Below are 19,600 nucleotides of genomic sequence, written 5' to 3' on the forward strand. Positions count from 1 at the left end.
GGAACATGGGAGTCTCATTTCGATTTATTCATGCGGCGGATTTGCACGTCGACAGTCCTTTCCGCGGATTGGCGGAGGCGCCCCCGCATGTGCGCGAGGCGCTCCAATCCTCGACGTTTCAAGCGGTTCGCAATTTGGTCGAGACGGCGTTGCGGGAAAAGGTTGATTTTGTTGTCGTTTCCGGGGATCTCTACGATACGGCCGACCGGTCGCTTCGCGCACAGCTTACGCTGCAGCGCGAATGGCAGCAGCTGCACGCCCAAGGCGTGCGGTTATTTGTCATTCACGGCAATCATGATCCGTTGTCCGGCGGCAAAGCCGACCTGGCATGGCCGGAGTCCGTCCATTTCTTCGGTGCGGACAAGGTGTCTAGCGTCCCTGCCTATACGAGGAGTGGAAGCTTGGCCGCTTATGTACATGGCATCTCTTACGGGACGCGGGCCGTAACCGCTAACTTAGCATCGGGCTATAAACCGGCGAACATGGAAGGCGTCTACCAAATAGCGCTGCTGCACGGCAACGTGGACGGCCATGCCGGGCATGATCCGTATGCCCCGTGCAGTTTGCAGGAGCTTGTCGGCGCGGGATTCCATTATTGGGCGCTTGGGCATATTCATCAGCGCGCCGTGCTGCATACATACCCGCATGTCGTTTATGCCGGAAATACGCAAGGGAGACATGCGAAGGAAACGGGAGCGAAGGGCTGCTATCTCGTCGATGTATCCGCATCGCATGAGACGAAGCTGCAGTTCATCCCGCTCGATGCGGTGCGCTGGGAGACGCTGCGCGTCTCAATCGAAGGTCTTGCGGCAGAGCAGTCGCTGATGGATGAGCTGGAGCGGACTGCTTTGGACGCATTGGAGCGCTGCGAAGGGAGACCGTTAGTAGCGAGAGTGTGCTTGGAGGGCCGAGGACAGCTGCATGGGCAGCTTACGAACCCCGGTTTCGCGCTGGAGCTGCTTGACGGCTTGAGGGAGCGCATCCGTCAAATGGAGGGGCCGGCGTCTCTGGCAGAAACGCCTTGGTGCTGGATTAGCGGCTTGGCGGCGGAAACCGGCGCGGAGCTGGATTTGGCCGTGCTGTCCGAAGAGGACAGCTTCATAGGGGAGCTTCTGCGGGGCAGCTATGCCTTGGAAGTGGACGAGCTGCAAGTTCTATTGGGCGAGGCGCTGCAGCCGCTATCGGCCCAAGCAAGATTGCGCAAGCTTGTCCGTTCGCTTCAGGAAGAGCATGCACAGCTGTGGCTGCAGCAAGCCCGCGAGATTGCTGCAGGACTGCTGATCGAGGATGCGGCGCCTCAACGCGAAGAGAAGCGACGTGACGAAACGGGGCAGAGCGCGGAGAACCGGCACGATGATGCATGGCAGGAAGGTGAACCGGAATGAAGCTGAACGGTCTTCAAGTGGAAGGCTTCGGGAAGCTGAGCGGTCTCGAATGCCGGTTGGATGCGCCCGTTACGGTCATTTTCGGGAGCAATGAAGCCGGGAAGAGCACGCTGCTGGCTTTTATTCGCGCCATGCTCTACGGCTTTGCCAATAAAGGCAATCCGGCAGAACGGCTTGAGCCGGTAAATGGCGGCCGGCATGGCGGACGATTGTTCTTTGAGGACCAATCCGGTCATTTTGTATTGGAACGATACAGCAGCGCTTCGGGCAAGGTCAACGTACGGCGGATAGACGCCGGCGGCGGGCCGGTGAACGACCGGATGGAGACGCTGAGTCAGGCGATGTGGGAGCGGCAGTTTCTGGGCGGCATCGGCGAGCGTCTTTTTCGCGAGTTATTCGCGATATCTCTATCGGAGCTGCAAGCGATCGGGATGTTGGAAGGGGATGAGCTGGGCAAGCAGCTCTATCATGCTGGCTGGAACGGCGGAAGCGCCATTGCCAAGACGGAGAAGCTCTTGAGCGGACAGCTTGATCTTCTGTTCCGGCCGCGCGGCAGCACGCAGCAGATGAACAAGCTGCTCAAGACGCTGGAAGAAATCGAAGCGCAGCTGCGCCAAGCTGAGGATGGCATTACGGCGTTCAATGAGCTGAGCATAGCTCTCGCTGATCTTGAAGCCGAGCAATCGGAGGCGGATGCGGGGTTGCCTGAGCTTCGCGATAAGGCGGATCTGCTGCGTCGAGCGCTTCAGCTTCGCGAAGCATGGTTGAGCCGGGAGGCGCTTATGCGTGAACAGGAGACGTTAGTCGCAACGCCGAAGCTGGCCGCGGATGCCCGAGTTAAAATGGAGGCGCTAGTGGACGAAGCTGAACGTTTGCGGGCCGATCGGCAGCTTACATCCGATGCTGCGGATCACCATTCGCGGCTGCTTACTGAACTGGTCTATAATGACGAGCTCATCGCCTGCGCTGCCGAAATCGAATCGCTGCTGCTCTCAGCGGAGCATATCGACGCATCCAGGCAGCATTCGGCAGAGCTTGCAGCGGAGCTGCTCGAGCATGAGGAGGCGGTCGAGCGGCTGCTGCATCGCATTTCACCGGGCTGGACAGAGCGGGAGCTTCGCGATTTGCCGCTCGGCGTGGCTGATCGCGAGGCAGTCCGGGCATTCCGGTCCTCGCTGCAGGATGGAGCGAAGGCGTCAAGCGCCGCTCAAGCGGAGCTGCGTGCCGCTTCGCAGCAAGCAGCAGAAGCCGCGGCTCAACTGGCGGAGCTGGATTCGGCGGATCGGAGAGGGCCGACAGCATTCGGCGCAGCTGGCGAATTCGAGCTGCTGCCGGATTCCGTGGAGTCGCTGCGTCTATCGATGCGTCAGCTCGAAGAGGTATGGCATGAGCTTGAGCTGGCGAAGCTGCGCGTTCTGCAGGAGGCGGAGGCGACGGTGCGCGGCAGGGAAGAGGCATCGCCGCTGCGGGCCCGCGACGGCGTTTACTGGGCTGCCGTCGGAGTGGCCGCCGCCGGCGCGGCCGCGCTGGCCGCGGCGGGCGAGCACGTCGCCGCGGCTGTCGCGGGCGCTGCCGCAGCCGCGTTCGCGGTCCCTGCGCTGCTGCGGCTTGCCGCGAAGCCCGGCAGCGCCGGGGCGCGCCGCAGGCAGGCTGCGCCAGGCGCTGCAGCGATGGCGCGAGGCAGCGGACGCGCGAGCCGCGGACGCGCCGGCGCATCGCACGAGGCGGACGCCCGTGCGATGGCAGCGTCAGCGGCGGCGGCGGTGCTGGCCGACGCCGAGAAGCGCGTCGCCGCCGCGGTGCGCCGGCTTGTGCGCGAGCCGGAGGCAGCGCTGCATGCGCTGCTCGCGCGCGAGGCGCCGCCCGGGCCGCAGCAGGCCGAGCTTGCCGCGGCGTACCGCCAGGCCGCGGCCGCGCGCGAAGGCGCCGGCGACGCCGGGCCGGCGCGGCTGCTTGCGCGCCTGCGCGCGGCGGCTGACGCGCGCCAGGACGAGCTGCGCCGGCGCGCCGGCACGGCCGAGCGCCGCGGCGAGCTCGCGCGCCGGCATGCGCGGCTGCGCGCGCAAGAAGAAGCCGCCCGCGCCGCGGTGGACCACGCGGCCGAAGCGGCTGATGCCATCGCGGCCAGATGGCGCGAATGGCTGACCGAATGCGGCCTTCCGCCTCAACTAACGCCGGAAGGGGCCGCCGAAACGCTCGACCTCGCCGAGCAGGCGCTGCACCGGTTGCAGGCGCACAGCCGCGCAGCGGGCAAGCATGCCCGGCTGCAGGCGGAAATCGCCGCCTTCGAATCGGCGGCGGAGCAGCTGGCCGCAGCGTTCCCCGCTGCCGCTGGCCGCGCGCATGGCGATGCCTTCGCGGCCGTAAGCAGCCTGCATGCGGAAGCTGGCCGGCACATGGCGGCTAGCGTCAGAGCCGCAGAGCTGCAGGAAAGGCTGGGCGAGTTCGAACGCGAGGCAGCGCGTCAAGTTCAACACATTTCGGAGCTGGAAGAGAAGCGGCAGCGGTGGTACCTCGCCGCGAAGGCGGACAACGAGCTCCAGTGGCTGGCGGCGCTGCAGCGGTCCGAACGGCTCGCCGTCATTGAATCGGAGCTGTACAAGCTGGAAGCGGAGCTGGCGGCAGGGTTGACAAGCGGACAGCGTGAGAAGCTTGCCGCATGGTATGCCGCTTGCGACGACAATCAGCTTGCCGCGATGCTTCAGGACTGCAGCCGTGAACTCGAGCGGCTCGAGGCGCGGCGAAGCGAGCTGCTTGAGCTCATCGGACGCAAACGGCAGCGGTTGGAGCAGCTCCTGCAAAGCGGAGATAGGGCGAGGCTCATCATGGAGCGCGAGCAGGCGGCTGCGGCGCTGGAACAGCTGATTCACCGCTATGCGGCCAGGTCGCTAGGGATGACGATGATCCGCAGGACGAAGCGGATCATGGAGGAGCAGCGGCAGCCTGGCGTGCTTCGCGAGGCGTCGCGGCTGATGAACCGCTTGTCCGAAGGCCGTTACATGCGGATTTCGATGCCGGAGGGAGAACAGCGGATCGCGCTTGAAACGAGCGACGGCCGGCTGGTGGAAAGCAAACTGCTCAGCAGAGGAACCGCTGAGCAGCTGTATTTGGCGATGCGATTGGCGCTTGGTGATGAAGCGTCGGCTGCGCATGAGCTGCCGTTATTGCTGGATGATCCTTTGGTCAATTTCGATCTGGCCCGGCAGAAGGCGGCGATTGAAGTGCTTAGCGAACTGGCCGGTCGCCGTCAACTCGTGCTGTTCACCTGCCATGACCATATGCGGGATCTAGCCCTTGCGGGCTTGCCGGACGCACAGCTCATTCATCTCACTTGAACTTGAATCACCATCTCGCTTGATCAGGATGATCACGAATCTCCGGCAGGCGGACGGTGCCGGATCAGCAGCGCGAGCCAGCCGAGGCTAATGAGTCCAAACAGCGGATAGAGCGTGGAGAGAAGCGGGCCGAATCCGATTTGGCTTGCGATGTAACAAGCGGCAAGCGTTATGATCGTGAGCAGGGTCCGGGAGATTTTCAGCCGTTCCTGCATTTGCAGCGTCAGGCCGTAAACGTCGGCGATCAGCGTCGTGAAGATTTCGGCGAAGATCAGAAAAATATAAATCCACTGGATGCCATGGCCAAGCTGCCTGGCAATGCCGCCCATCGGGATTTCGAACTGCTGTATGCCCGGCATATAGACGGACAGCGCAATGTGGCCCGCCAGCAGCATAAAGCCGATCCCGATGCCGCCGATCCAGGAGCCGTAGACGATCGTTTTACGGTCCTTGATTTCCGCTCCGAGCGGGACGAGCACCGCTTGAGCCATGGAGAGATTGAAGGCGGCATACAGAAAGGGCGACGCCCAGATCGAGATATGGGAATGATCGCTCGAGAGCAGCATCCACCGTTCTGAACCCGGGGTTTTAACCGTGTCGATGATAATCAGGACGGTGAAGAGCAGCATGACGGGGACGACGATCGAGTTGACCGTCAGTATCGCGTTCATCCCTTTGCGCAGCAGCAGAAAGCAGCCGAATATGGTGATCAGCAAGCCGGACTGATACGATATATTCCAATTCTCGGAGAAGATCGCTCCTGCTCCTGCCAGCATGACCGCGCACACGCCGAACAGGACGATCAGCATAAAGTGGCTGATCCAGCCTCCGAACCGGTCGCCGAAGAGCACCTTATTGACGTCCTCGTACGATCTGGCGCGGACGTCGCTTGCAATCAGCATCATTTTGGCCCCGAGCCACACGAACATCATCGTGGCCATCAAGATCGTGATGGCGCCCAGAAACCCGAACCGAGTAAAAAACTGCAATATTTCTTGTCCTGTCGCGAAACCGGCCCCAACGACCGTGCCCATGTACGTAAATGCGACTTGCATGATTTTACTCGCTCTTTTCATACTTCGCCATGACCTGCCTTTCGTACAATCACCTACTAAATAGGGTATGTCCGACCGGGGACAGGCATGACTATTATCCTGTTTGGACAGAAAGCGGTGCATGAATTTCCATGGCTATGTTAGTCGCCGTAAGTGTTTTCACGGCTTCGCTCGCGCTGATCGTTTGGAAGCCGAAAGGCGTGCACGAAGCTGTCGTCGCCCTTATCGGCGCAGCCCTGCTGTTTGGGGCCCGGCTGCTTGCGCCTGAAGATGCGGCCTATATTTGGGGTTTTGTATGGAATGCAACCTTTTCCTTAATCGGCATCATGCTATTTACGACGCTGCTCGACGCGAACGGATTTTTTCGCTGGGCCGCGCTTCATATCGTCAGAACCTTTCATCATAAGCAGCTTCGGCTGCTCATCGGTCTCTGCGCGCTCGCTGCTGCCATTACGGTATTCTTCAACAATGACGGCACGATTCTCATTATGATTCCGATCGTGCTGGAGGTGACCGCGCTGCTTCAGCTGTCGCGCCGCAGCCGGATCGCGTTTCTGCTTGGCGTGGGCTTGATGGCGGATACGGCCAGCGCGCCGCTGATGATGAGCAATTTAACGAATATTTTGACGGCGGACTTCTTTGATTTGAGCTTTGGGGAGTATGCAAGAACGATGTTTATGCCGGGGCTTGCCGCTATCCTGGCGACCATCACGGTGACGGCCGGTTATTTCGGCAGGAGCATACGCAATGAAGAGGGCAGAGCCCATGCGCCTGAATCGTTTCCTGAGCCGGCTTCGGCCGTAAGTCATAAGGGGTTGTTCTACTTATCCTGGCTGATCATCGCAGCCATAATGGCCGGTTATTTGCTCGCTGAGAAAATAGGCGTACCCGTGGCCGCTATCGCGCTTACCGGCGCAGCCGTGCAGTGGCTGGCCGGCATGGCGGTTGGGCAGGGGAACATAAAAACGACGCTCCGCGGAGCGCCGTGGCTGATCGTCGTATTCGCGCTTTCGATGAATTTGATCGTGTACAGTATGTATCTGCATGGAGCCGTAAGCTGGTTCCCGCGAGTGTTAGAGCCCATGACGGAGCAAGGCCCGTTACTCGGCATAGTTGGTTCAGGCGTCCTGTTCTCGCTGCTAAGCGCCGCCGTCAACAACCTGCCTGCCGTGCTCGTGTCCTCGCTTGCGATCGAACAGACGATAGGCCCGCATTATTTGCCGTTTGCCAGCCTGCTCGGCACCTCGGTCGGCGCTAAGCTGACGCCGATCGGTTCGCTTGCGACGCTGCTTTGGCTGCAGCTGCTGCGAAGAGGCGGCATCGAAATGACCTGGCGGGAATACGCCAAGTATGGACTACTCTTGACTGCGCCGATCTTATTGTGCTCGCTCCTGACCCTATGGCTGATCTTAAAGTAGGAACAGCTTGATCGAGAGCACCCGTTTGTTCTGAGGATCCAGGTCTAGCTTGAGCAGCGCACCGTTCGCTTTATACGCAAGCACGCTTGAGGTGTGCGTGCTCGGCTTGCCTAACGCCTCCGTAACGGCACTCTCGCTGTCGCCGACCCGTAGACCGCTCAATCCCGTTGAAGCGCTCTTCTCGAACACTTCTACAAATTTGACTCTTTTGTCCGGGCCATAACCGACGGAAAATCCTGCGTACTCTAAGACGGCGATTGACTCTTCTCCGTCATCGATCGAATAGCTGTCGCTATGCTTGCCGAGTTTGATATCCAAGACTGTTTTAGCGTCACCGATGGCAATGCCGTGAAGCTTTGGCGCCTTGGCGTCCCATTTCAGCTCTTCCTTGGCGGTTGCTTGCTTCGTGCCGGTTTTGCCGGAGGATGATTCCGTCTTGGCATCATGCACCGCCGTGCTATCGCTAGGCGCGTTCTCAATTAATGCGGTTTCTTGTCCGTCATCGTTGGCGGCATAGGATTTCTGCGGACTGTCCGAATGATCGGCGGAGAGCGAGGAGGCGGACTGCCCCGTGTTCTGGTGATCCATTATCGTCTCGCCAGCGCCGATCACACCGAGCCTGCAGCTTGAAAGCAGGACAAGCAGTGTACATGCGGCGGCTGTAAGGGCAGCTTTTTTGGCTATATTGATTTTTTTCATCATGAATCACTTCCTTCTTGTCCGCTTTGCAAACCGGTATCTATTAGACAAACGGGAAGGGTAAAAAGTTGCAAGCGCTGCATACTATTTTTCGCCGGTTGTTGCCGTTTGGCGTACCTTATGGTACCTTTAACGGAAAAGATTTTTTTTGGTGGAGGGAAAGCGAATGGACCAGCTCAAAGAACGCATTTTGCGTGAAGCTTCTATTCTAAATCAAGACGTATTGAAGCTGGATGCTCTGCTTAATCATCAGGTCGACCCGCTGCTAACCCAAGAAATGGGCAAAGAATTTGCGCGGCTTTATGCGGAATCGCCGATAACGAAAGTCATTACCGTTGAATCTTCCGGCATTCCAGTCGCATATGCGACCGCACTGGCGCTCGGCGTGCCGCTCGTGTTCGCACGACGGAAAAAAACGCTCATTGCCGATCCGGACGCTTATTGCGAACGCGTACCGTCATTCACGAAAGGAATTGTAACGGACATTATGGTTTCCCGTCAATTCTTATCGCCTAGCGACACGGTTCTTTTTATCGACGATATTATCGCAAACGGCGATGCCGCGCGCGGCTTGATCAAGATTATCGAACGCTCCGGCGCCAAGCTTGCCGGACTTGGCGTTGTCGTGGAAAAATCGTTCCAAGCCGGGGCTCGCACGATCCGCGAACAAGGTGTCCGCGTAGAGTCGCTCGTCCGGATCGCTTCGCTGGAAGGCGGCAAAATCCGTTTTGAATAGGCTGCCTGATAAATTCCAGCTCCTTCATCTTTTCGGGATGAGAGAATTGGCTTATAATGATCGTAAGTGACGGATTGGAGGCGCTAGTGTATGGGACAATTATCTGCTGATTATCTAATGACTAAATTGTCGGAAGCGAAGAACCATTTCGAACGTGCGCTTGATTGCAAGCATACGGATTTTGATGACTTGTACCCTTATATGATCGAGCATCCGCAGTTTTTCTGGTATAAACGCTATGTGGCGTGGTCGGAACTTCTTACGATCGTGAAGCTCTCGAGTGAGCTTGAGATGGACTGGAGAGATCAGTTTACGGAGAAACAGGCCGAATACATTACGAGCCGGGTTATGTCTTCCCGCGTCCTTGACGAGTGGTTCGAAACGAACGATTCCAAGGAGCATGTCGGCTAACGGCTGGCAATCATATCGAAATGCCTCAATGACGGCGTGCACGCCGTCATTGAGGTTTTTTTATAGAATGGAGCGTATGCACATGATATCTGAAGAACAACTGGATCAGTATCGAATTGAAGGAACGGCTCTGCGCGTCGTCCGGGACGGCATGGAAGCCAATGACGTGTTCGGTATTGTTGTCGCATGGGATGCGGAGTCCGTCGTGATCCGCAAACGCAGCCGCAGAGTCGTAAAACTGAGCAGAAGCTATGTGTACGAGCCGGTCGACTCGCCGCGTACGCAGCTGTGAGGCGTCGTAATTAAATGAAACCTTCGGCTATTGGCTTCGTATAGGTGCTAATAACGGAACTGGAGGCTGGTTGAATGAAATGTCCTGTATGCACGGATGTGCGCATGAGAGAAGTCGAGAGAGACGGCGTTCTGATCGATATTTGCCCGGACTGCAAAGGCGTTTGGCTCGACCGGGGCGAGCTGGACAAGCTTGTGAAAGGCGTACGGGAAGTTCGTGATGAGTACGAGCGTCTGGAGCGCAGCGTCCATGCCAACCCGAATTACCCGCCTAACGATCCGTATCGCGACCGCAGCCACGATCAAGGCTATAATACCGGTAAAGGCTACGGCCAGCATGGTTATGACTCGCATGGATACGGCCAGCACGGCAAGCACGGAAAGCCGCACAAGAAGAAGACGATGCTTGATGTTTTCGGAGATTTGTTCGAATAAACCGATCCCGTTTCGGAGGTCAAGGCATCCGCGCTATTGTTAGAAAATTTCAACTTCGGCGGCTTGTCTTGACTTCGCTGCGAGCGGATGATATTATAAAAAACGTGATTGCGGCTAGTACGCGGGATCATCTGCCAGATGCGGTCGTGGCGGAATTGGCAGACGCGCTAGATTCAGGTTCTAGTGGTGTAACAGCCGTGGAGGTTCGAGTCCTCTCGACCGCACCATACTTAAAACGAAGCCCTTCGAACTTAGTCGAAGGGTTTATTTTTATTTGGCTGTTTTCGTGTATGTTGTTGCTGCTAATGGTTCATGTGTCATTTACAAAGATTGCAACAATGCTTCAACGAAATGAAAGGTACGCCAATGGCGGGAACCCAGAAGCATCGTGGCAGCCTTTGACCTAAACGGCTGCATTATTTGTCAAATGGGAGTTCGTAAAAATGACGTGTTAAGATCAATCGCGAGTCCGGATGTTTCGCTGACCTCAGGCTTGTTTGTCGATTTCAAACGTGAACGACTTCGCGAATCGAAGTTACCATGTGCTAACGAGCATATGCTAACGGTTGCCACGCAGGCTATTTAGCCTCGAATGGCCCTTTTGAAAGGCTAACGGTTCTCAGAAAGGCTATTTGGCGATTGGGGCAGCGAATTCTTCCGATATGGGCCAAATAACGCCTCTGGCGACCGTTAGATGTAAAGAAAGGGTATTTTAGTCACAAATAAGCACTGGAGCACCCGTTAGAATTTATCGGGCGCTCTCTCATGCTACCGCGCACTCGCCAACCATATTAAACTCGATAAGCCGCCAATAAAACAATGGTGTGATTCTCTACAATTTGACTATCCTAATCAAGGATAGTCAAATTGTAGAGAAAGGCTCGAGGACCTAGCCTGAAACGACTAACGGACATCCATGTCCGTTAGAATCTATAGGTTCGCTCTCAATAGAATTGACAGGCCCATCGGACTGTCTCGACTTTCTTTGCGTGCTACTCGCACGCCGTTTGCTGTTGTTTCACTTTTTCCCATCAGCTGTTGCTAATCCGTCATATCCATATAGGACACCTCTGCACGAGTTCGGCGGAGGTGTCTTTTTTACGTTCCGAATTTAATATAAAAGACATATCAAAAAGATATACTCAAATCTCCCGAAAACGCATAACGGCCGGCATTTTTTCACATTATTTAGAGTCGACTCATAAAGATTTGGTTAAAAGATATATTCACTCTTTACAAAAATAGAAATTAGTCATAAAATGAAAACGCAACCAATGGAAGGGTATATCTAATATACCGAATTAGGATATACCATATGTGCACGCTACATAAAGTGGAACAACTGGAGGGGAGGTAGCCAAGCAACAAAAGCGGCTAGAAACGGGTTTCGAATCAACCTTACTTTTTCCATTCATAGGGGAGGACTAAACAAATGCGTATTACTCGTACACGTAATTTGATGATCTCGGCAGCAGCGTTGATTGTGGCTTTTTCCATGGTAGGTTGTTCCAGCACGAAAGATTCGAATAATCAAGCAAGCGAAAATACACCGGCGAACACGAACACGGCGGCGACGAACGCAACCAATACAGACAATGCCGCGACTACGGATGAGGCTCCGGCCGAAAATGCGGCGGATTTGAAAGGCGCAACGGTCAAGATCGGCTTATGGTGGGACGGCGCCGACCCGCGTCTGATTGAAGAGAAGGATCGCGGACCGGCGGAAGACGAGCAGATCGCGCTTATCGAGGCGGCCGAGAAAAAGTACAACTGCAAAATTGAATTCGTGAAGTTCGGCGATTACGGCAAATATGTCGAGAATCTGACAACGACCTCGCTTGCAGGCGATCCGTTCGCGGACGTCGTGGTTCTGGAGTTGTTCTGGTCGTTCCCGGGTCTCGTAAACAAGAACTTCATTCTTCCGATCGACGACATGCTGGATCTGAGCGATCCGAAATACATTTCATGGATGAAGAACGGCGGCAACTTCCAAGGCAAGCAATACGGTTTCGTCGATTCCCCTCCTTCGCCGTACGGCATCTTCTACAACAAGAAGCTGGTTCAGCAGCTGGGCTTGGACGATCCATACGAGTTGCAGAAGAGCGGCGGCTGGACATGGGATAAGTTCCGCGAGCTAGCTAAGGCGGCAACGAAGGATAACGACGGCGACGGCAAGACGGACGTGTTCGGCTTCATCGGCGACATGAAAGTGAGCACGGAGCAATTCGTATACGGCAACAAAGGTTCGTTCGACCAAGACGAGAACGGAAACATGAAGTTCGCGATGGACAGCGCCAACACGCTTCAGGGCTTGCAGTTGGTGTCGGACATGTACAACGTCGACAAATCGATTCTGCAGCCGGCTCCTAAGGACGGAAACGACAAAGCGTTTATTGCGGGCAAGAGCGTCATGTACGGCGGCTTCAGCTGGGAGCTCGGCGGCTTGAAGGACAACATGAAGGATACGGAGCTGGGCTATGTTTTCTTCCCGAAAGCGCCTAACGCATCCGACTATATGTCCTATACGCCATTCGGCAACATGTACATGGTTTCCAAGTACTCCAAGCACCCGGAAATCGCTATGAAGATCATGGATGAAATCAGCTTGCACGGCAAGAACAAAGAGCTTGCGGTAGAAGGTTGGAAGAACCAGTACACGCCGGATGGGCTGGATACTCGCACGCAAATGTACGACAAAATCGGCTACAGCGGCAGCTATATCGCCATTCCGGATGCGGATAAGCTGGTTGACGGCGTGCTGAAGGATATTACGGAAGGCAAAGTCGCACCTGCGACGGCAGTCGAGAAAATCAAGAGCCAATTCGAGTCGGGCATCCAGAAGCTGCAAGCGGATACGAAGTAACGCAATCATTCTTCATGTAATTTGAACGGATACCCCTAAATCGGCGCTGCTTCATAATCGAACGATTTAGGGGTCCGTTGTTGTGAGGGGAACTATGAAGCGATCCTATGTCAAAACGATTTCGATTCTCGCGGTCCTAGTCGCGCTCGTTATTGGTGCAGCCTCAGTCTTTGGCGGCGGTTCTGGCCATCCGGCAGCCGCCGAAGACCGGCCGCTCGATACCGCAAGCCTTGCGAAGCTGTCTGCTTCCTATAAGAAAGGGAGCTATGATGAATACTTGTCGAAGCACAAGGGAGAAACGCTGCAAGACGCCGATATTCGGATTGAAGGCGAAAGTTACGTAGCCGCAACGGGAATGGATGCATCCGTCGCCAGCAATTACGAGGGCGAGCAGGGTGAAGCGGTGGTGACAGGCGACACGGGCTCGATCACATGGTCCGTCGACGTTAAGCAGAGCGGCATGTATCAGATCGGCATGAGATATTACACGGTCAAGGGCAAAGAATCGGATATCGAACGCGGGCTTCTGATCGACGGCGAGACGCCGTTCAGCGAAGCGAGAAGCCTCGTATTCAGCCGGATTTGGAAAAACGAGAAGGCGGCGTTTGACCGCGATGACCGCGGCAACGACTTAACGCCGAAACAGATTGAGGTTCCGATGTGGCAGGAGACGGCGTTTAGGGACGCACAAGGCTATTATGAGCAGCCGTACCTCTTCTACTTCAGTGCAGGCAAGCATGAAATTACGCTTACTTCCAGCAGAGAGCCGCTAGTGATCGATTATTTGAAGCTGACCAAGCCGGAAAATCCGGCACCCTACGAGGAATTGGCGAAGCAGTATCAAGAGAAGGGCTACAAGCCCGCAGAAGGCTCTTATTTGAAAATCCAAGGGGAAGCCTCGTCGCTGAAATCGACGCCGATGCTCCTCCCCTACAATGACCGCTCGGACCCGGCCATCGAGCCTTTCCACGCCTCGAAGCTGCGCAACAATGCGATGGGCGGCTGGACATGGCGCATGCCGGGCCAGTGGATAGAATGGGAAGTTGAAGTTCCGGTCGACGGGCTTTATCAGATTGCCTTCAAGAACCGGCAAAATTATTTGACCGATATGTCCGCGCTTCGCACGCTCACCATTGACGGCAGCGTTCCGTTCAAAGAGGCGCAGAGAATCGGCTTCGCATACGCCAGCGATTGGCAAATGAAGGTGCTGGGCAAGAATGCGGAAACGCCTTATCAGTTTTATTTGACGGCCGGCAAGCACGCGATCCGGCTTGAAGTGACGCTTGGCGAGCTGGCGCCGGTTCTGCGGACGGTAGAGAACAGCATTTTGAATTTGAATGCCATCTACCGGAAGATCATCAGCTTTACCGGCGTCGTTCCGGATCAATTCCGCGACTATGCGCTGGATAAACGGATTCCCGAAATGACGGATGTTTTCCGCAAGGAAAGCGATCGTCTCTACGCGATCGCGCGGATGCTCCAAGCGCCGGGCGTAGGAGGCAATGACCGTTCCGCGCTGCTGAACACGCTGGCATACCAGCTCGCCGATATGGCGAAACGGCCGGATACGGTGCCGAGCCGGATCGATACGTTCAAGAGCAACGTCGGCGCGCTTGGCTCCTGGATGCTAATGATTAACGAGCAGCCGATCGCTATCGATTATTTAATCGTGTCGGCGCCCGGGGCGAAGCTCCCGAGCCCGGAAGCGACGCGCCTCGAGTCGTTCAGATCCAGCATCGCTTCGTTCGCGGCATCGTTCTATGAGAACTACGACGATTTCAGCGGCGATGAACAGGGAGCGAAATCGATCACGGTCTGGGTCACTTCCGGGCGCGATCAAGCGCAAATCTTGAAACGGCTGGTAGACGACAATTTCACGCGGGATACGGGCATTCATGTGAACCTGAAGCTTGTTTCCGCCGATATCTTGCTCCCTTCCACGGTTGCGGGCAAAGGCCCAGACGTGGCGCTGCAGGTCGGCAACGAAGTGCCGGTTAACTTCGCGACCCGCAATGCGCTGCAGGACCTATCTATTTTTGAGGATTTCAAGGAGACCGCCGCGAGGTTCACGGAAAGCGCCATGGTGCCGTACAACTATAACGGTAAATATTACGGGCTTCCCGAGCAGCTGACGTTCCCGGTGCTGTTCTACCGGAAAGATATCATTGAAGACGAATTGAAGCTGAAGGTGCCGCAAACCTGGGATGACGTCTACGCGCTCATTCCGGAGCTGCAGAAGCATAATCTTCAATTCGGGCTGCCGCAGCGGGGGCTTAACGCGCAGGGCAACGACGTCGCGACGACGGATATCATTACGCTGCCGCCAAGCCCGACCTTCGCGATGCTTCTCTATCAGAACGACGGCCGTTTCTACAAGGACGGCGATCAAGCCAGCGGCTTGGATGAAGAAGCGGCAATCCGCCAATTCAAGAAATGGACGGACCTGTACGTCAACTACAAGATTCCGATCCAGACGGATTTCGCCAACCGGTTCCGTACAGGCGAGATGCCGATCGGCATCGTCGATTATACGATGTACAACAAGCTGTCCGTCTACGCGCCTGAGATTAAAGGGCTGTGGGGCTTCGTTCCCGTTCCAGGCACGACGCAGAAGGACGGCACCGTTCGCAGAGACGTCGGGGCAGGGGGCAGCGCGGCTGTCATGTTCGAGCATACGAAGAACAAGGACGAGGCATGGGCCTTTATGAAATGGTGGACAAGCAAGGAAACGCAGCTCGCTTTCGGACGGGATATGGAAGTACGGCTAGGAACCTCCGCCCGTTATCCGACGGCGAATATCGATGCGCTGCAGCAGCTTGCGTGGCCTGTCCGCGATTTAAACACGCTGATGGAGCAAATGAAATGGACCAAGGGCATTCCGGAAGTGCCGGGCGGTTACTTAACCGGGCGCAATATCGACAACGCTTTCCGGAAAGTGGTCGTGCAAGGCGCGGATCCGCGCGAAACGATGGAAGATTACGTCCGGGCCATGAACGATGAGATCAGCGCGAAAAGACAAGAATTCAATCTTCCCTATGAGAAATGAGGGGATCATCAATGACTGCCATATCCATGAAGAAATTGCGGTATATAAAGGCCGAGCTGATTAAGAACAAGCACGCGCTCGTATTGTTGGCTCCCTTTTTCATCCTGTTCGGCATATTTACGGTCATTCCGGTATTCATGTCGGTTGTTTTGAGCTTCACTTATTTCAACATGCTGGAGATGCCCCGTTGGGTAGGGTGGGACAACTACGCGCGTCTGTTCGTTGCGGACGACGTGTTTCTCATCGCGCTCAAGAATACGTTTTTATTCGCTTTCATTACGGGGCCGATCAGCTATATCGCATGCTTCCTGTTCGCTTGGCTGATCAACGAGCTGCCGCCGAAGCTGAGAGCGGTGCTGACGCTCATTCTGTACGCGCCATCCATTGCCGGCAACACGTACCTCATCTGGCAGACGCTGTTTTCCAGCGATTCCTACGGGTATATGAACTCGTTTCTGGTCAAATGGGGCTTCATTCTGGAGCCGATCCAATGGCTGCAGGATCCGCGGTACATGCTGCCGATCCTGATGATCGTCCAGCTGTGGCTGAGCCTGGGTACTTCGTTTCTTGCCTTCATCGCCGGCCTGCAAAACGTCGACCGTTCCTTGTACGAAGCCGGCGCGATCGATGGCATACGCAACCGTTGGCAGGAACTGTGGTTCATTACGCTGCCGGCTATGCGGCCGCAACTGATGTTCGGCGCGGTCATTCAGATTACGTCTGCGTTCGCGGTTGCGGAAATTTCGATCTATATGATCGGGTTCCCTAGCGTGGACTATGCCGCGCATACGATCGTCACCCACTTGGTCGATTACGGGACAATCCGTTTCCAAATGGGGTACGCGTCCGCCATCGCAACGATTCTGTTTGCCATTATGATGGGGACCAATTTGATCACGCAGAAGCTTCTTAGAAAAGTAGGTGAGTAGGGCGTTGGCACTCAAGTTTCTAATGAAAAAAAGGCTGAATCGCTCTTGGTCCGTCGATATTCTGTTGTTCCTGCTGCTTGCGGGCGTCGCCGCTTTCATGTCGCTTCCGCTCGTGTACACGATCAACCGGGCGTTTATGCCGCTGGACGAAATATTCGCGTTTCCGCCGAGATTCATCGTGCGAAATCCGAATTTCAAAAATTTTACCGATCTGGTCAACATTTTCTCGGACTCCTGGGTACCGTTTTCGCGTTACGTGTTCAATACGTTTTTTATCGCGATCACGGGAACGACCGGGCATGTCATTATCGCTTCGGCAGCAGCTTACTCGCTTGCGAAGGCAAAGTTTCCTTTCCGGAACGTGCTGTTCAGCCTGGTGGTCATGTCGCTGATGTTCACGCCGTACGTCACCCAGGTGCCGAACTATATGACGATTTCTTGGCTTGGCCTGATCAACACCTATTGGGCCATCTTGCTTCCGGCCTTCGCCTCGACGCTCGGGCTGTATCTGATGAAGCAATTCATGGAACAGATACCGGATGCGCTGATCGAAGCTGCCAAGATCGACGGCGCATCCGAATACCGGATCTTCTGGCAAATCGTCATGCCGATCGTCAAACCGGCTTGGATGACGCTCATTATTTTCTCGCTTCAAAGCTTGTGGACGAACGGCTCGGTTACGAGCCACAAGTATATTTACAGCGAGCAGCTGCGTACCGTGGATGCCGTCTTCGGCCAAATCGCAAGCGGCGGCATCGCCAGAACAGGGCCCGTGGCGGCTGTTACGCTGCTGATGATGTCCGTTCCGATCATCGTTTTTATCGTTACGCAAAGCAGAGTCATTGAAACGATGTCGACATCGGGGCTGAAAGAGTAAGCATGGGGGGAGCCGGATTGTGACAGCCAAACGAACGATCGTAACCTGGATGCTGGTCGTCCTCTTGACCGGTATCTTCGCTCCGGCGGCTTTCGCCTCCGAGGACGACGGGTACAACTACTCGTATTGGGGGGAAGCCGTGCCGGCGCCGGATCCGTACCGCGCCGAACGGGTCGTATACGGGAAGGATTTGGGGATCGGACCGATGTCTGCGCCGCAGGATCTGTATATATCAGAAGCAGGCCTTGTTTATATCGCGGATACGGGCAACAGCCGAATTATTGTCCTTAATAAGAAGCTTCAAGTGGAGCGGGTAATTGACGGATTCGATAACGGAAGCAATCACGACGCGTTCAATCAGCCGGAGGGCGTGTTCGCGGACGCGGACGGCCGCCTCTTCGTGGCGGATACGCAAAATCGGCGTATCGTTGAGCTTGCCGCCGATGGCGCATTGACACGCATTATCGCCGAGCCGAAGTCATCGCTTATCCGCGAAGGATTTCAATATGCGCCGATTAAGGTCGTCGCCGACAAGGCGCAGCGGCTGTATGTCATCAGCCGCGGATCGTACGAAGGGATTATGGAGTTTGATTCGGGCGGCGCCTTCAGCGGGTTTGTCGGCACGAACCGCGTCAAATTCAATCCGATGGATCTGTTCTGGAAACGGATTTCGACGAAGAAGCAGCGGGATCAAATGGAGCAGTTTATTCCGCTTGAGTTCAATAATATAGCCATCGATACGGACGGCTTCATGTACACGACGACGGTGGAGGAGAATTCAAGCCGGCCGATCAAGAAGCTGAATCCTTCGGGCGTCGATATTTTGCGGAGCGAAGGCTATTTTCCGCCTAAAGGGGATATCCGGACGCTGGACACGGGAAGCATTCCGGGCAGCTCCATCTTCGCGGACGTTACGCAGGATGTAAGCGGCATGTACAGCGCGCTCGACTCGAAGCGCGGCCGCATCTTCACGTATGACAAGGACGGCAATCTGCTCTACATGTTTGGCGGATTAGGCGCCGAACAGGGGAAATTCCGGTCGCCGGCCGCAATCGGCATGCTTGGCGAGCAGGTTATTGTGCTGGATAAAGATAACAACCGGTTGACCGTGCTTGAGCCGACTCGTTACGGCAGCCTTATTCGCGAAGCTGTCGTTTCGCTAGATAACGGCAAGGTCGATCAGTCAAGCGAAGCATGGGGAAAGGTACTGCAGCTGAACAGCAACTTTGAAGTCGCCTATATCGGCATCGGGAAATCGCTGATGAAGCAAGGCGACAACAAAGCAGCAATGGAATATTTCAAGCTCGGCAACAACCGGGAGAAGTATTCGGAAGCATTCAAGCGCTACCGGAAGCAAATCGTGATGGACCACTTCGGCACCATCGTGCTTTGTATTGCGGCCGCTGTCGGATTGGCCTACGCAGGCACCAGGTTCGCGCGCAGACGGGCGGCAAGCGGCTATTACTCCGAGATCGGCGCGCTCAAAAACCCGTTCTATACGATGATTCATCCGTTCAACGGCTTTTGGGAGATGAAGTTCGAGCGTAAAGGCCGTATCAAAATCGCCGTCGGCATCGTGCTTCTGCTTGTCCTGTTGACGATTATCAAGCGGCAATACAGCGGTTTCGTGGTCAATTTCAACAATCCAGCCGCGCTGAACAGCATTAATGAATTAAAGTATATCCTCCTGCCGTTCCTGCTCTGGTGCGTAGCCAACTGGTCGTTAACGACGCTGATGGACGGCGAAGGCAAATTCAAGGAAATTGTCATGGCCGCCGGTTATTCGCTTATGCCGTTTGTCGTCATCTACTTGCCGCAAACGTTATACAGCAACGTGATTACCAAGGATGAAAGCTCGTTCTACTATTTGCTCGATACGGTCGCCATTGTGTGGTTTATCGCGCTGCTGTTCGTCGGTACGATGACCGTCCACCAATATACGGCAGGAAAGACGGTCGTTACGATGCTGCTTACGCTTTTGGTGATCGGCATTATGCTGTTCCTCGGTGTCCTGTTCTTCAGCATGCTTCAGCAAATGATCAGCTTCGCGGTGTCGTTCTATCAGGAGATGTCGTTCCGGATCCAGTGACGAACCGGCGGAATTTACGTGTATGACATGG

Annotated in this window: 14 protein-coding genes and 1 tRNA gene; 13 read left to right on the plus strand and 2 right to left on the minus strand. The window is 55.7% G+C overall.

The genetic code is table 11. The annotated features are described in order from the left end of the window. Positions 1-5: 5 nt before the first annotated feature. Positions 6-1,385: a metallophosphoesterase family protein gene (locus tag DL346_RS06035; RefSeq protein WP_112881132.1), complete on the plus strand. Its 1,380-nt coding sequence runs from the start codon at positions 6-8 to the stop codon at positions 1,383-1,385. Next, positions 1,382-4,720, plus strand: coding sequence for an AAA family ATPase (locus DL346_RS06040; protein ID WP_112881133.1), 3,339 nt, complete (start codon positions 1,382-1,384; stop codon positions 4,718-4,720). The genes DL346_RS06035 and DL346_RS06040 overlap by 4 nt, the downstream gene beginning before the upstream one ends. Positions 4,721-4,752: 32 nt before the next feature. Here the strand turns inward: DL346_RS06040 and DL346_RS06045 are convergent, their stop codons facing one another. Next, positions 4,753-5,775: a YkvI family membrane protein gene (locus tag DL346_RS06045; protein WP_240633042.1), complete on the minus strand. Its 1,023-nt coding sequence runs from the start codon at positions 5,773-5,775 to the stop codon at positions 4,753-4,755. A gap of 131 nt (positions 5,776-5,906) precedes the next feature. Here DL346_RS06045 and DL346_RS06050 point away from each other — a divergent pair, with 131 nt between their 5' ends. After that, positions 5,907-7,193, plus strand: a complete 1,287-nt coding sequence (locus tag DL346_RS06050) for an ArsB/NhaD family transporter (RefSeq protein WP_112881135.1) — start codon at positions 5,907-5,909, stop codon at positions 7,191-7,193. On the opposite strand, the gene DL346_RS06055 is transcribed toward DL346_RS06050, so the two are convergent. Beyond that, the gene (locus DL346_RS06055) at positions 7,185-7,895 is read right to left on the minus strand and encodes a hypothetical protein (RefSeq protein WP_112881136.1); all 711 of its coding nucleotides are present in this window, start codon (positions 7,893-7,895) and stop codon (positions 7,185-7,187) included. The genes DL346_RS06050 and DL346_RS06055 overlap by 9 nt on opposite strands. Before the next feature lie 163 nt (positions 7,896-8,058). Here DL346_RS06055 and DL346_RS06060 point away from each other — a divergent pair, with 163 nt between their 5' ends. The 10 genes from DL346_RS06060 to DL346_RS06105 all read left to right on the plus strand — a co-directional run bounded on the left by DL346_RS06060 (position 8,059) and on the right by DL346_RS06105 (position 19,569). Then, on the plus strand, positions 8,059-8,628 hold the full coding sequence (locus DL346_RS06060) for a xanthine phosphoribosyltransferase (protein WP_112881137.1): 570 nt from the start codon (positions 8,059-8,061) through the stop codon (positions 8,626-8,628). 90 nt (positions 8,629-8,718) lie between these two features. After that, complete coding sequence (locus DL346_RS06065) at positions 8,719-9,039, plus strand: hypothetical protein (RefSeq protein WP_112881138.1); 321 nt, start codon at positions 8,719-8,721, stop codon at positions 9,037-9,039. A gap of 82 nt (positions 9,040-9,121) precedes the next feature. Beyond that, a complete protein-coding gene (locus tag DL346_RS06070) occupies positions 9,122-9,331 on the plus strand; it encodes a hypothetical protein (protein WP_112881139.1) in 210 nt (69 codons plus the stop codon). Positions 9,332-9,405: 74 nt separating this feature from the next. Continuing rightward, positions 9,406-9,765 carry a TFIIB-type zinc ribbon-containing protein gene (locus tag DL346_RS06075; protein WP_112881140.1) on the plus strand — a complete coding sequence of 120 codons (360 nt, stop codon included), beginning with the start codon at positions 9,406-9,408 and terminating at the stop codon, positions 9,763-9,765. A gap of 140 nt (positions 9,766-9,905) precedes the next feature. Further along, positions 9,906-9,992 (plus strand) — tRNA-Leu (locus DL346_RS06080). A 1,205-nt stretch (positions 9,993-11,197) separates the two neighbouring features. Then, positions 11,198-12,628, plus strand: a complete 1,431-nt coding sequence (locus DL346_RS06085) for an ABC transporter substrate-binding protein (RefSeq protein WP_112881141.1) — start codon at positions 11,198-11,200, stop codon at positions 12,626-12,628. Between the two features lie 94 nt (positions 12,629-12,722). Beyond that, the gene (locus tag DL346_RS06090) at positions 12,723-15,674 is read left to right on the plus strand and encodes an extracellular solute-binding protein (protein ID WP_112881142.1); all 2,952 of its coding nucleotides are present in this window, start codon (positions 12,723-12,725) and stop codon (positions 15,672-15,674) included. Positions 15,675-15,685: 11 nt separating this feature from the next. Further along, complete coding sequence (locus DL346_RS06095) at positions 15,686-16,603, plus strand: carbohydrate ABC transporter permease (RefSeq protein WP_240633043.1); 918 nt, start codon at positions 15,686-15,688, stop codon at positions 16,601-16,603. 22 nt (positions 16,604-16,625) lie between these two features. Further along, positions 16,626-17,480 (plus strand): carbohydrate ABC transporter permease, encoded by an 855-nt coding sequence (locus DL346_RS06100; RefSeq protein WP_112881807.1) that lies wholly within the window; start codon positions 16,626-16,628, stop codon positions 17,478-17,480. Positions 17,481-17,499: 19 nt separating this feature from the next. Further along, positions 17,500-19,569 (plus strand): YIP1 family protein, encoded by a 2,070-nt coding sequence (locus DL346_RS06105; protein WP_240633044.1) that lies wholly within the window; start codon positions 17,500-17,502, stop codon positions 19,567-19,569. The last annotated feature ends 31 nt before the right edge of the window (positions 19,570-19,600 follow it).

It is taken from the genome of Paenibacillus montanisoli, from assembly GCF_003268025.1.
Lineage (GTDB): Bacteria > Bacillota > Bacilli > Paenibacillales > Paenibacillaceae > Paenibacillus_Z > Paenibacillus_Z montanisoli.

What these genes read in the sequence shown, in the direction of transcription:
- DL346_RS06095 (WP_240633043.1), top strand. Translation starts at nt 15,686, where the DNA reads ATGACTGCCATATCCATGAAGAAATTGCGGTATATAAAGGCCGAGCTG.
- DL346_RS06060 (WP_112881137.1), top strand. Translation starts at nt 8,059, where the DNA reads ATGGACCAGCTCAAAGAACGCATTTTGCGTGAAGCTTCTATTCTAAAT.
- DL346_RS06040 (WP_112881133.1), top strand. Translation starts at nt 1,382, where the DNA reads ATGAAGCTGAACGGTCTTCAAGTGGAAGGCTTCGGGAAGCTGAGCGGT.
- DL346_RS06055 (WP_112881136.1), bottom strand. Translation starts at nt 7,895, where the DNA reads ATGATGAAAAAAATCAATATAGCCAAAAAAGCTGCCCTTACAGCCGCC.
- DL346_RS06050 (WP_112881135.1), top strand. Translation starts at nt 5,907, where the DNA reads ATGGCTATGTTAGTCGCCGTAAGTGTTTTCACGGCTTCGCTCGCGCTG.
- DL346_RS06045 (WP_240633042.1), bottom strand. Translation starts at nt 5,775, where the DNA reads ATGCAAGTCGCATTTACGTACATGGGCACGGTCGTTGGGGCCGGTTTC.
- DL346_RS06085 (WP_112881141.1), top strand. Translation starts at nt 11,198, where the DNA reads ATGCGTATTACTCGTACACGTAATTTGATGATCTCGGCAGCAGCGTTG.
- DL346_RS06065 (WP_112881138.1), top strand. Translation starts at nt 8,719, where the DNA reads ATGGGACAATTATCTGCTGATTATCTAATGACTAAATTGTCGGAAGCG.
- DL346_RS06090 (WP_112881142.1), top strand. Translation starts at nt 12,723, where the DNA reads ATGAAGCGATCCTATGTCAAAACGATTTCGATTCTCGCGGTCCTAGTC.
- DL346_RS06070 (WP_112881139.1), top strand. Translation starts at nt 9,122, where the DNA reads ATGATATCTGAAGAACAACTGGATCAGTATCGAATTGAAGGAACGGCT.
- DL346_RS06035 (WP_112881132.1), top strand. Translation starts at nt 6, where the DNA reads ATGGGAGTCTCATTTCGATTTATTCATGCGGCGGATTTGCACGTCGAC.
- DL346_RS06100 (WP_112881807.1), top strand. Translation starts at nt 16,626, where the DNA reads ATGAAAAAAAGGCTGAATCGCTCTTGGTCCGTCGATATTCTGTTGTTC.
- DL346_RS06075 (WP_112881140.1), top strand. Translation starts at nt 9,406, where the DNA reads ATGAAATGTCCTGTATGCACGGATGTGCGCATGAGAGAAGTCGAGAGA.